Below are 12,575 nucleotides of genomic sequence, written 5' to 3' on the forward strand. Positions count from 1 at the left end.
TGTCTTTTGTGCTCCCCTTTGTTTTCCTTTTCTCTTCTCCTCCCCCCCCCCCCCCCCCCCCCCCCCCCCCCAAGGCGCAGATGAGCCCGGCAGGCGCAGACGTGCGCCACCGCTCCGGGTTAGGGCTTGGCCACTGTCAGCAGGAACGTTGAGTCCTCGAGGGCATCAACGCTGTGGCGGGCCATGGGCACCACCAGGTGGTCGCCCGGCGAGCCTTCCCAGGTGACACCGCCGGAGACCAGGGCTATGCGGCCGCTCAACACCTGAACCGTGGCTTCGCCGGGATTGTCGTGTTCGTCCAACGCGGATCCGGCGGTGAGGGCAATGACTGTTTGGCGCAGAACACGCTCGTGGCCGCCGAAGACGGTTCGCGAACTGCGGCCACTGTTCTTTGTTTTGGCAGCACCCAAAAGTTCCCGGGCCAGTGCCGTCAGCGATGATTTTTCCACGATGCTCCTCACGAACTGCCACGGTGTGCCATGCGTTTTCTTCACAGTACCTGCAAAGGGGTGGGTGGCGACACAAAAGATGCCAGTGAAATATCAGCGGTTGTGGCCAGAACACAACAGCCGCCCGGCCCCGAAGCGGGAGCGGGCGGCTGTTCGGGCGGAACTAGGACAGGTGGCGCTCCGGCACGCCGTTGTAAGCGCTCAGCGGGCGGATCAGTGCGTTGCTGGCCCGTTGTTCCATGATGTGTGCGGTCCAGCCGGTGATGCGCGAGGCGATGAAAATAGGTGTAAACATGTCGGTGTCAAAACCCATCAGGTGGTACGTGGGCCCGGCCGGGTAGTCGAGGTTCGGCTTGATAGCCTTGGCCTCATCCATGGCCTGCTCCAGCCCGTCGTAGAGCCCCATCATTTCCGGCCGGTCGTAGTGGGCGATCATCCGCTCCAGCGCGGCCTTCATGGTGGGGACCCGGGAATCGCCGTGCTTATAGACCCGGTGCCCGAAGCCCATGACCTTCTTCTTCTGAGCCAGGGCATCCTCCATCCACGCCTTGGCTCGTGCCGCGGCGTCCTCCCGCGGCTCGTCGGCGCGGATGCCGATCTCGTCAAAGGTATGCATGACAGCCTCGTTGGCGCCGCCATGCAACGGTCCCTTCAAGGCGCCGATGGCTCCCGTCACAGCCGAGTGCAGATCGGAGAGCGTGGAGGTGATGACCCGAGCCGTGAAGGTTGAGGCGTTGAAGGAGTGCTCGGCGTACAGCACCATGGAAACCCGAAAAGCGTCCACCACCTCCGGCGCCGCTTCCTCGCCAAAGGTCATCCACAGGAAGTTCTCCGAATAGTTCAGGTCCGCCCGGGGTTCCACCACGTCCAAACCTCGACGGCGGCGCTGGTCGTAGGCGACCACGGCGGGGAACTGGGCAAACAGGGACTTGGCCTTGTCCAGTTCCGCCTCCGGCGAGGAGTCGTGGGCCAGGGCATGGTTGGCGCCCATGACGGAGACGGCTGTGCGGCCCACATCCATCGGGTGACACCCCAGGGGCAGCAGGTCAATCGCTGCCCTGACGTTGGCATCCAGAGACCGGTTAGCCCGCTCAAAAGCCTCAAAGCTGCTCAGCTCAGCAGCCGAGGGCAGCTCAGAGGTCCACAGCAGCAGGGCCACCTCCTCGAACGAGGCGTTGGCCGCCAATTCTTGAACGGGGTAGCCGCGGTACAGCAACGAATTCGAGTCAGGATTGACCTTCGAGACGGCGGTGTAGTCGGCAACCACGCCGGCCAGGCCCTTGCGCACTTCTTCACTCACAGTTGATACTCCCTTGCATAAAAGGAACGAGTCCCTACAAATTCACATTGTTGCTGGTGATGTCCAGGCCAGGCACGGAGAAGTTGAAGATGGAAGTATCAAACCGGTTGTAGGCCTCATAGTCAACTAATTCGTAGAGCCTGGCCCGGGTCAGCATGTCCGGTACTGCGGCTTCTTGGGTGCCGTGCGTTGAAATGGCGTCTAGAACTCGTTCGGCTGCCCCCATGGCGCTGCGCAGCAGGGTGACTGGGTAGATGATCATGGCGACCCCGGCCTGGGCTAGTGCGTCACGGGTGAATAACTCGCTTTTGCCAAATTCGGTCATGTTGGCCAGCACGGGTACGTTCACGGCCTTGCACACGGCCTCGAATTCGGCAACGCTTTTCATGGCTTCGGGGAAGATGGCGTCAGCTCCGGCGTCAACGAGGGCCTTGGCCCGGTCGATGGCGGCGTCCAGGCCTTCCACGGCGCGGATGTCGGTGCGGGCCATGATGAGGAAGTTTTTATCGCGGCGGGCGTCGGCGGCGGCGGCAATGCGCTTGATGGCTGTGTCTAGGTCGACCATGTTTTTGCCGTCGAGGTGGCCGCAGCGTTTGGGGTTGAACTGGTCCTCGATGTGGCAACCAGCCAGCCCCGCGTTCTCCAGCTCCTGGATGGTGCGGGCCACGTTCATGGGTTCGCCGAATCCGGTGTCCGCGTCGATCAGGCAGGGCAGGTCTGTCATGCGGGCAATCTGCCCGCCGCGGGCGGCCACCTCGGTCAGGGTGGTCATGCCGATGTCCGGGAAGCCCAGATCGTTGGCGAGCACGGCGCCGGAGATGTATACGCCGTCGAACTTCTTTTCCTCAATGAGGCGGGCCGAGAGCGGGTTGAAGGCGCCCGGGAACTGCACGGCCGCGCCTGGGACCAGCATGGCGCGCAGGTCCCGGCGCTTTTGCTCGGGAGTCTTCTTCGCGTACAGCATGTTAGAACAGGCCCTTGGGTGCGTTGTCCAGGTCCACGACGCCGGGTGCTGCGGTGATGTTCAGCTGGCCCAGTTCCCCGGCGGCAAGGTGGGGCAGATTCTGCGCTGCCGCGATGAAGCGGTTGATCTCTGCCTCTTCCACCAGGCCGGCGGCCAGGGTGCGGAACTTGTTGATGTACTGGGCGCGGGTAAAGGGCCGCGCACCGAGCGGGTGGGCATCGGCCACCGCGATGGACTCGGTGATGAGCGTGCCGTCGGTGAGGGTGATGACCACGGTGCCGCCGAAGGCTTTTTCGGCAATGTCTAGGGAGTGGTAGCGGCGCGTCCACTCGGCGTCCTCTTCCGTGGTGACCTTGTGCCACAGTTCCACGGTGTCGGGGCGCCCGGCACGCTCGGGGGAGTAGGAATCCACGTGGTGCCAGGCACCGTCCTGCAGGGCCACCGTGAAAATGTATGGGATGGAGTGGTCAAGGGTTTCCCGTGAGGCGGTGGGATCGTACTTCTGGGGATCGTTGGCCCCGGAACCAATCACAAAGTGGGTGTGGTGGCTGGTCTGAATCAGCACGCTGGCCACGTTGGCCGGGTCGGTGGCCTCGGGGTGCTCGCCATGGAGCTTGCGGGCCAGGTCAATCCACGCCTGGGCCTGGTACTCGGCGGAGTGTTCCTTGGTGTAGGTGTCCAAGATGGCGCGCTTGGCCTCGCCCGGAGCAGGCAGGGGCACGGTGTAGGCGGCGTCGGGGCCATCCAGCATCCAGGCGATGACACCGTCTTCGCCCTCGTAGATCGGCACGGGCGAGGTTTGGCCGCGCATGGCACGGTCGGCGGCCTCAACAGCCATCTTGCCGGCAAACGCCGGGGCGTGGGCCTTCCACGTGGAGATCTCGCCCTTGCGGGACTGGCGGGTGGCCGTGGTGGTGTGCAGGCCCTGACCCACAGCCTGGAAAATGGTTTCCACCTCAAGGTTCAGCAGTGTGCCAATACCGGCTGCGGCTGACGGGCCCAGATGGGCCACATGGTCGATCTTGTGCTTGTGCAAGCAGATCGCCTTCACCAAGTCGACCTGGATCTCATAACCGGTGGCCAGGCCGCGCAACAGTTGCGCCCCGGAGGCGCCGGTGTGCTGGGCCACGGCCAGGATCGGGGGAATGTTGTCACCCGGGTGGGAATACTCGGCCGCCAAGAACGTGTCATGGTAGTCCAGTTCACGCACGGCAACACCGTTAGCCCAGGCCGCCCACTCGGGGGAAACCTTCTCGGTGATACCGAACACTGAGGCTCCCACACCGCCCGTGGACGGTGCATGGCTCAGGGCCTGGGCGCGGGCAGCAACAATGGGGCCGCGGTTCAGGGACGCGATGGCCACGGAGGCATTGTCAATGACCCGGTTGATGATCATCTCGGAAACCTCGGGCGTGACCGCCACGGGGTCCGCGGCAACCTTGGCAATCTTAAACGCCAACTGCTCCTGCCGGGGCAGGTTCTCTTCACTCTTATAAACGCGGACTTTATGCTCAATAACCATGATGTTCCTTTCACAGGGGCGAAAAATACTAGTCAAAAAAATTGTTAGACGGCCGTGCTGAGAAGATGGCGCAGGCTGTTGTCCAGGTGAACGGTGGTGGCGGCGCTGGCAACGGCCACATTGCCGCTGGCGATGGCCAGGGCAATGGCTGCGTGCTCCCGGGCGGCGTCGCGGAGCCGGGCAGGATTGTCCTTGCCCAGGCGGCGGACCCGGACCAGGTGAACGCGTAAGTTTTTCAGGGCCTGGTTGAGGTAGTGATTGCCGACGGCGGCCTCCACAGCCGCGTCCAACGCGCCCGCCAGCTGGTAATAGTCCTGCCGGCTGGGGTCATCGGAGGTGATGAGTTCCCCGGCGTTGAGCAGCTGCTGGTGCAGGGAGTGAAAGATGGCTGGATCGCAGCGCTGGGCTGCCAGTTCCGCGGCCCGGCATTCCAAGGCGGAGCGGAGTTCAAAAAGCTCATCCAAGTGGTCCAAGGAAATTTCACTGACCACCACACCGCGCCCGCTTTGCGGTTCGGCGAGGCCTTCGGCGCTGAGCTTGGCCAGCGCTTCGCGAATGGGGGTGCGTGAGACGCCCAGGCGTTCCGAAAGTTCCACTTCCGCCAACACCGTGCCGGGGGTGAGGCGCCAGTGGATGATGTCGCTACGCAAACTGGCATATGCCATCTCGCTGGCTCTCATGGGACTCCCTGAGGATCGGTGGTTGGGGCAGGTGAATCATTCTCTCAACCACTTCAGTGTATACAAGGAAAGAGTGAAAAGGCAGCATTTCCCGGAATATTCGAAGTTTCCGAGCCAAATGTATACAGGGAGGGTTGTTTTTGTTCAAATGTCCGCACTAGTATGGCACTCATCACATCAACGTGGATGGAGCACCCGCATGTCATTGCACAGCACGGATCACAGTACGGACTACAGCGCGGAATACCGGCGCAGCATCGGCGATCCTGAAGGTTTCTGGTTGGAAGCGGCCACGGCCGTGGACTGGGACACGGTTCCGACTCTGGCGCACAGTGATGCCGAAGCCCCCATGAGCCGCTGGTTTCCAGACGGGGAGATGAACACCTGCTACAACGCGTTGGACAGGCACGTTGCCGCTGGCCGTGGAGAGCGTGTGGCGTTGATCCATGATTCGGCCATGACGGGGCACATTGCCCGCTACACGTACGCCGAGCTGACGGAGGAGGTGGCCCGTTTTGCGGGAGTCCTGCGCGCCAACGGCGTGGGCAAGGGGGACAGGGTGGTCATCTACCTGCCCATGATTCCCGAGGCTGCCATTGCCATGCTGGCCACGGCGCGTCTGGGCGCTGTTCATTCGGTGGTGTTTGGTGGGTTTGCCGCCAGCGAATTGGCCGTACGCCTGCGCGATGCGGCACCTAAGGTGGTTGTCACAGCATCCGGGGGCCTGGAGCGAGGCAAAAAAATTGAGTACCTGCCCACGATTCATCAGGCCCTCGCCAAGGCTGACATGCCCACCGTGCCGGTGGTGGTCAAGCGCCGCGAGGGCTTTGTTGCGGACCCGGCGGAGCTGGGGCTCAACGCCGTAGATTGGGATGCCGCCATGGGCGCGGCGCAGCCGGCCGCACCCGTCAGCGTCAAGTCAACGGACCCCCTGTACGTGCTCTACACCTCCGGCACCACAGGCGCGCCCAAGGGGGTTGTCCGCGACAACGGGGGACACGCCGTCGCCCTCCTGTGGACCATGGATAAGCTGTACAACATCCACGCCGGCGACGTCTGGTGGACCGCCTCTGACGTGGGCTGGGTGGTGGGGCATTCCTATATTGTTTACGGGCCGCTGCTGGCTGGCGCCACCACGCTCATGTATGAGGGCAAGCCCGTGGGCACCCCGGATGCTGGCGCGTTTTGGCGAGTCATTGCCCAACACGGCGTGAAGGCGCTCTTCACCGCGCCCACGGCCCTGCGCGCCATCCGGAAGATGGACCCGGAGGCGGTGCTGCTGGGTACGTACGACGTCGGGGGGCTGCAAACGCTGTTCACCGCCGGTGAGCGGCTGGACACCGACACATACCATTGGGCGTCGAAAGTGCTCGGTGTTCCTGTGGTGGATCACTGGTGGCAGACGGAAACTGGGTGGGCCATTGTGGGCAACCCGCAGGGGATGGGCCCGCTGCCCATCAAGGCCGGTTCGCCCTCGGTGCCCATGCCCGGCTTCGATCTTCGCATTGTGGACGGTCTTGGCGAGGAGGTGGCTGCTGGGGAGGAGGGCAATATTGTGCTCGCCCTGCCCCTGCCGCCTGGCACGCTCACCACGCTGTGGGGCAACGATCAGCGCTACGTTGATTCATATTTGGGCGCCTTTCCCGGTTTCTACTCCACGGGCGATTCCGGCTACCGGGATGCGGACGGCTACGTTTTTGTTATGGGCCGCACCGACGACATCATCAACGTGGCCGGGCACCGGCTCTCCACCGGTGCCATGGAGCAGGTGGTGGGCACCCACCCGGCTGTTGCCGAATGCGCCGTGATAGGTGTGGCCGATGATTTGAAGGGTCAAAAAGCCATGGGTTTCGTGGTGCTCAAGGCCGGTGCCAGCATTGCTGCCGATGTTCTGGAGCGTGAATTGGTGGCACTGGTACGGCGCGAAATTGGGCCAGTGGCCGACTTCAAGCATGCCGTGGTGGTTGATGCCCTGCCCAAGACCCGTTCGGGGAAGATCCTGCGCAAGACCATGCGCCAGATTGCCGACGGCGAGGACTATACCGTGCCGTCCACCATCGAGGACGGCACGGTCATCGACGCCCTGCGCCCCATACTGACAGCTCGCAGCTAGCCAAAAAACCGCCTCGCGAACGTACAGTTGATGCCGATGTTCCAGTGGAACATCGGCATCAACTGTACGTTCGCGAGGCGGGGAAGAGACGCTACTTGGCCAAGGTGTGCGGGGTTGCTGTGCTGCCCTCCGCGGTCTCCACTGTCTCGTCCGACGGATCCTGCGCCTGGGCGCCGAGGTGACCGCGTGTGAGCTTGTTGATGATCATGGCAATGGCACCATCGCCGGTCACGTTCGTGGCCGTGCCGAAGCTATCCAGGGCAATGTAGGCCGCAAACATGAGTCCCACCTCGACCTCGCCGAAGCCGAGCATCTGCGCCAGCAGGCCCGCCGCTGCAGCGATCGCGCCACCGGGGACGCCGGGGGCGGCGATCATCATGACACCCAGCATCAGGATGAACGGCAGGTAGGAGCCGAAGGAGACGTCACCGCCGGTGAGCAAGAGTACGGCGATCGAGAAGCAGGTGATCTTCACCATGGACCCAGACAAGTGGATCGTGGCACACAGCGGCACCACGAAGCCGGCAACCGAGTCGGAGACGCCATTCTTCTTTGTTGAGGCGAGCGTTACGGGGATGGTTGCCGCTGACGATGAGGTGCCAAGGGCCGTGAAGTACGCATCGCGCATATTCCACAGTGCCTTCAGCGGGTTCGTCCCCGACATGGCGCCAGCAATTGAGTACTGGGCCAGCAGGACAACGAGGGTCAACCCGAAGGAGACCACGGCCACCAGCAGGAACTTCGTGACGACCGTGACGGCGGAGCCGCTCGCCGAAAGATCCAGGAAGATGCCGAAAATGAACAGCGGCAATGCGGGCACGATGATGCGCCGAATCACGGACTCGATGATGGTACGGAACTCGACGGCTCCGCGAAAGAGCACCTTGCTGTGGAACGCCGTCAAGCCAATACCAAGGATGAACGCGAGCACCAGCGCGCTCATGACATCGATTACTGGCGGAAGGACGATCTCGGTGGCCGAGCCGCCGGGGCTACCCACCACCGTGAGGTACGGGGTGAATCCCGATCCGGAGTCCTTGCCGAACCCTTCCAGACCGCCGCCGGAGAGTGTGGAGGTGAAAAGCCCCCGGCTCACGAAGTAGGCGAGCAGGCCGGCAAGGATCGTGGAGCCGTACGCGATCACGGCCGTGATCCCGAGCCACTTGCCGGCTCCCTTGCCCAGTTCGGCGATCGCGGGCATGACAAGCCCCAGGATGATCAGCGGGACAACAAAGCCCAAGAACCCCGAGAAGATCGAGTTGTACGTCAGGAACACCCCGCCGAGCCACACGGGCATTACGGGGCCGGCCAGAATGCCCAGGACGATGGCTATGACAATCCAGCCGAGTAGGGGAATTGATTTCAACAGCTTCATGGGAGGTCCTCAGGTAGGAGGGTTTGGAACGCGCGGATGTGCGCAACATCATTGTGGCGCAGGACACGCCTCAGCAATAGTAGGCGGTGCGGGCCATTCCTGGAAATCGGGTGCCCGCGCCCGTCCCCTTTTTTCGCGCCCGTCCGGACAGACGCGAAAAGAGGGGACGGGCGCGGGCCTGCCGCCACAAGCTCAGCGGCGGCCGTGCCAGCGGTACTCCAGCTCGGGCCGGCCGGGGGAGCCGTGGCGGGGAGCCTTGGTGGCGGAACCGGTCTCGGTGAGGTGGTCCAAATACCGGCGGGCCGTGACCCGGGACATGCTCAAGGCCGCGGCCACTTCAGTTGCCGAGGCCGGTGCCGGCGCCGCACGCAGCCAATCGGTCACGGCCGCCAGGGTTTCCACGAGCATGCCCTTGGGGAGCTGCAACCTGCCGCTGGGGCGCAGCGTTGCCAGGGCACGGTCCACGGCGTCCTGGCTGGTCAGGGTTCGCCCTGCCAGCACGTCGTGATAGCTCCGGTAGCTTTCCAGCTTCTCCCGGAACGCGGCAAAGGTGAAGGGCTTGATCAGGTAGGCCGAAATGCCCAGGGCAATCGCCGAACGCACCACCTGGCTCTCCCGCACGGCAGTGATCGCCACGACATCCGGGACCAGTCCCAGGCCGTGGATGCGCCGGAGCAGGTCCAGCCCGTGGCCGTCCATGAGGTTCATGTCCAGCAGGATCAGGTGAATCGGTGCGGTGGCAGAATCGTTGAGCACGGCGAGGGCGGCACTCATGCCATCCGCCGTGGCCGCCACCTCAAATCCGTCCAGCCGCCGCACATAGTCCGCGTGGGCGTGGAGGGCAACGGGCTCATCGTCCACCACGAGAACCCGGATGGTTGTGCTCGCGGTCATGGCTTTTCCGTCCGTTCGGTTGTTGGTGCCAAGGGCACGACGACGGACAGGACAGCGCCGCCGTCGTTCTCGGCTGTGATGCTGCCACCCAGGGCGGCCGTGGCGCGGCGGATCAGGGCCATGCCATAGCCGCGACCGCCGGGGGCGATGGAGGGCTTGTCCGAGGTGCCGATGCGCCCCAAGTCATCCAGGTTGGTGGTGGGCAGGCCGGGGCCGTTGTCCGCAACGGTGATGGTGAGGTGACCGTCGGCCACCAACAGATCCGCCCAGACGGTGGGTTTTGCCGGCGCTGAACCGTGGGAGCCGGCCGCTGCGGCGTCAATGGCATTGTCCACCAGATTGCCCAGCAGGGTCACCAGTTCACGCATGTCCAGCAGCTCCGGCGGCAGGGTGCCGGAACCGCTCAATTCCAGGCCCACGCCCCGTTCCTGCGCCTGGGCGACCTTGCCCAGTAGCAGCGCAGTAAGAAAGGGTTCATCCAGGGTGCCCACAAACGCGCCGCCCAGCCGGATGGACTGTTGCAGGTCGCCGTTGGCGAAGTCCAGTGCCTCCGTGGCCCGGTCCAGTTCAATCAGCGAAATGATGGCGTGGAGCCGGTTGGCGTGCTCGTGGTTTTGCGCGCGCAGGGCTTCCACCAGGGTCTCGGTGCTCGTGAGGCTGCCGGCCAGGCGGGTCAGTTCGGTGTGGTCGCGCAGGGTCGCCACGGTTCCGGCAGGGGTGTTGGCGCCCGGGAGGCGGGCCGCCCGCTGGCTGACCACCAGCAGCCGCTCGCCTGCGGAGTGGACCTCGTCCGTGGCCGTGCGCCCGCTGAGCAGCAGTTCCTTGAGGGAAGCGGGTAGCTGCAGCGAATCCACCGGCTGCGCGGTGCCTAAGGCGGGCGCCGAACCGGCGGCGGGCACGGTGCCGCCCGGTGGTGCCAACCCCAGCAGAAGGGCCGCATGATCGTTGTACAGCACCAGGTGACCGCCGGTGTCCACCAGCACTAGGCCCTCACGCACCGAGTGCAGCACAGATTCGTAGTAGACAAAAAGTTGGGCAAGTTCCTCAGGACCCCGGCCCATCGTGACCCGGTTGAGGTAGCGGCCCAGCAGCCAGGCAGCCAGTGAACCCGCCAGCAGCAAGGCCGCCGACAGTCCGAACAGCTCCGGCAGTCGGGCGTTGACCAGTATCTGCACGTTGCTGACCGTCATACCGGTCGCCACCATCCCCCTGACCGTCCCGGCAGCGTCCTTGACCGGGACAATCACCCGCACGGAGGGACCCAGTGTTCCGGCCGTGGTCTCAAAGTGGATGTGACCGGCCTGCGCCTCGGCGATGGATCCCACATAGGGGCGGCCAATCTGGGCGGGGTCCGGGTGCGTCCAGCGGATGCCGTGGGGGTCCATGATGGTCACAAAATCCACGTCAGCATCCCTCATGACGGCCAGCGCATAGTTCTCCAACGCCGCCGAGGGGTCGGCGGTGGCAGCAGCCTCAAGTACCACGGGGCTGTCCGCCAGTGTGGTGGCGACGGACAACATGCGCTGGCGGGTCTGCTCATAGGTGCGGGATCCGGCGTCGGCTATCATGACAGCCGCCAAGGCTGAGCTCAGGAGCAGCACGAACAGGAGGTTCGCGGCGAACAACCGCCGGGCAATGCTCCACTTGCGCCAAAACATGATGTTCCCTCTCCCTACGACCAATATGAACGCAACCGTGAGATAAGTCACTCCCGGCCGCAATCTTGTGTGAGAGGGATCGCACACCCCACCCACCAATGCTAGTCATCGAAGACCACAAGGAGTGACCATGAGCTCTCAACGACGAGGGACCGCCACAGCCACCAAGGCTGCGCGCCGCAGGCTGGACAAAACCCATTGGCTGTACATCGCAGTCATCGCCGCTGTGGTGTTCGGGGCGGCGATCGGCCTGCTGGCCCCCGAACTGGGCAAGGCACTGAAGCCGCTCGGGACCATGTTCATCTCGCTCATCAAGATGGTGATTGCCCCCATCATTTTCTGCACCCTGGTGATCGGGGTTGGCTCCATCGCCAAGGCCGCAACCGTGGGCAAGGTGGGCGGCCTGGCGCTGCTGTACTTCATGACCATGTCCACCGTGGCCCTGGGTATTGGCCTGGTGGTGGGCAACATCATCCACCCCGGCGCCGGGCTGAAGCTGCAGCCCTACGAAGCCGCCGGCGGTGCCGAGGAGAATTCCACTGTGAAGTTCCTGATGGGGATGATCCCGGGCGACATTCCCGTCCTGCCCACCCTGGTGCTTGCGCTGATGGTTGGGTTCGCCGTGCAGTCCCTGGGCAAGTCAGGTGAACCTGTCCTGAACGGCGTCAAGCACATCCAAAAAGTGGTGTTCAAGCTGATGACAATGATCATGTGGCTGGCCCCGATCGGTGCCTTTGGCGCCATTGCCGCCGTGGTGGGTGCCACCGGCTGGGCGGCGATCGGCTCCATGGCCATCCTCATGGGTGCGTTCTACCTGACCTGCGCCCTGTTTATTGTGATCATCCTGGGCAGCCTGTTGCGCCTGGTCACCGGCCTGAACATCTTCACCCTGATGCGCTACCTGGCCCGCGAATACCTGCTGATCTTCGCCACATCCTCCTCCGAGTCTGCCCTGCCGCGCCTCATGGCCAAGATGGAGCACGCCGGAGTATCCAAGCCCGTGGTGGGCATCACCGTCCCCACCGGCTACTCGTTCAACCTTGACGGCACGGCCATCTACCTGACCATGAGCGCCCTGTTCATCTCCACCGCCATGGGCCTGCCCATGAACCTCGGCGAGCAGATCGGGCTGCTGGTCTTCATGGTGGTCGCCTCCAAGGGTGCCGCCGGTGTCACTGGGGCCGGCCTGGCCACGCTCGCCGCCGGGCTGGCCGCCCACAAGCCGGTGCTGCTGGACGGCATGGGCGTGATTGTGGGCATCGACAAGTTCATGTCGGAGGCCCGCGCTCTCACCAACTTCACCGGAAACGCCGTCGCCACTTTGCTGATCGGCAAGTGGACCCGTGAGCTGGACATTGACAAGGCCCGGGAAGTGCTGGCCGGCCGGGACCCCTTTGACGAGCTGTCCCTGGATGAAGACGGTCACGGGTACGACGGCGGATCGCCGGAAGTCCCAGCGGGCACCGCGCCGGCAGAGCGCGAACGGGTTCCCGCAGCGGTCTAGCGTCCCTGACCCCCCCCCATTCGGCGAGTCTGACCGAACACCGGAGAAAACGAAAGTTGTCAACATCGGGGTTGGCAGGGGTTCGTCAAGATCGGGTGGGGAGGGGGAAGGGTGGG

10 protein-coding genes are annotated in these 12,575 nt (G+C 64.1%); 2 read left to right on the forward strand and 8 right to left on the reverse strand.

Going from position 1 to position 12,575, the window contains the following annotated elements; all coding sequences use genetic code 11:
* Positions 1-119: 119 nt before the first annotated feature.
* From ACX80Q_RS18235 to ACX80Q_RS18255, 5 genes are all read right to left on the reverse strand, one after another.
* Positions 120-449: a cupin domain-containing protein gene (locus ACX80Q_RS18235; RefSeq protein ID WP_459331958.1), complete on the reverse strand. Its 330-nt coding sequence runs from the start codon at positions 447-449 to the stop codon at positions 120-122.
* 163 nt (positions 450-612) lie between these two features.
* Entirely contained in the window at positions 613-1,749 is a 1,137-nt protein-coding gene (locus ACX80Q_RS18240; RefSeq protein WP_459331959.1) for a bifunctional 2-methylcitrate synthase/citrate synthase, read from the reverse strand.
* 34 nt (positions 1,750-1,783) lie between these two features.
* Positions 1,784-2,713, reverse strand: a complete 930-nt coding sequence (gene prpB / locus ACX80Q_RS18245; protein ID WP_459331960.1) for a methylisocitrate lyase — start codon at positions 2,711-2,713, stop codon at positions 1,784-1,786.
* A 1-nt stretch (position 2,714) separates the two neighbouring features.
* Positions 2,715-4,235: an MmgE/PrpD family protein gene (locus ACX80Q_RS18250; protein ID WP_459331961.1), complete on the reverse strand. Its 1,521-nt coding sequence runs from the start codon at positions 4,233-4,235 to the stop codon at positions 2,715-2,717.
* 44 nt (positions 4,236-4,279) lie between these two features.
* Entirely contained in the window at positions 4,280-4,915 is a 636-nt protein-coding gene (locus tag ACX80Q_RS18255; protein ID WP_459331962.1) for a GntR family transcriptional regulator, read from the reverse strand.
* 199 nt (positions 4,916-5,114) lie between these two features.
* Here ACX80Q_RS18255 and ACX80Q_RS18260 point away from each other — a divergent pair, with 199 nt between their 5' ends.
* Entirely contained in the window at positions 5,115-7,028 is a 1,914-nt protein-coding gene (locus tag ACX80Q_RS18260) for an AMP-binding protein (protein WP_459331963.1), read from the forward strand.
* A 91-nt stretch (positions 7,029-7,119) separates the two neighbouring features.
* Here the strand turns inward: ACX80Q_RS18260 and ACX80Q_RS18265 are convergent, their stop codons facing one another.
* The 3 genes from ACX80Q_RS18265 to ACX80Q_RS18275 all read right to left on the reverse strand — a co-directional run bounded on the left by ACX80Q_RS18265 (position 7,120) and on the right by ACX80Q_RS18275 (position 10,955).
* Entirely contained in the window at positions 7,120-8,403 is a 1,284-nt protein-coding gene (locus tag ACX80Q_RS18265) for a dicarboxylate/amino acid:cation symporter (RefSeq protein ID WP_459331964.1), read from the reverse strand.
* Positions 8,404-8,595: 192 nt separating this feature from the next.
* Positions 8,596-9,297, reverse strand: a complete 702-nt coding sequence (locus tag ACX80Q_RS18270) for a response regulator (protein ID WP_459331965.1) — start codon at positions 9,295-9,297, stop codon at positions 8,596-8,598.
* Entirely contained in the window at positions 9,294-10,955 is a 1,662-nt protein-coding gene (locus ACX80Q_RS18275) for a sensor histidine kinase (RefSeq protein WP_459331966.1), read from the reverse strand. Before ACX80Q_RS18275 ends, ACX80Q_RS18270 begins: the two co-directional genes overlap by 4 nt.
* Positions 10,956-11,085: 130 nt before the next feature.
* Here ACX80Q_RS18275 and ACX80Q_RS18280 point away from each other — a divergent pair, with 130 nt between their 5' ends.
* Entirely contained in the window at positions 11,086-12,459 is a 1,374-nt protein-coding gene (locus ACX80Q_RS18280; protein ID WP_459331967.1) for a cation:dicarboxylate symporter family transporter, read from the forward strand.
* Positions 12,460-12,575 lie beyond the last annotated feature (116 nt).

The sequence above is a fragment of the Arthrobacter sp. HLT1-20 genome, assembly GCF_054510895.1.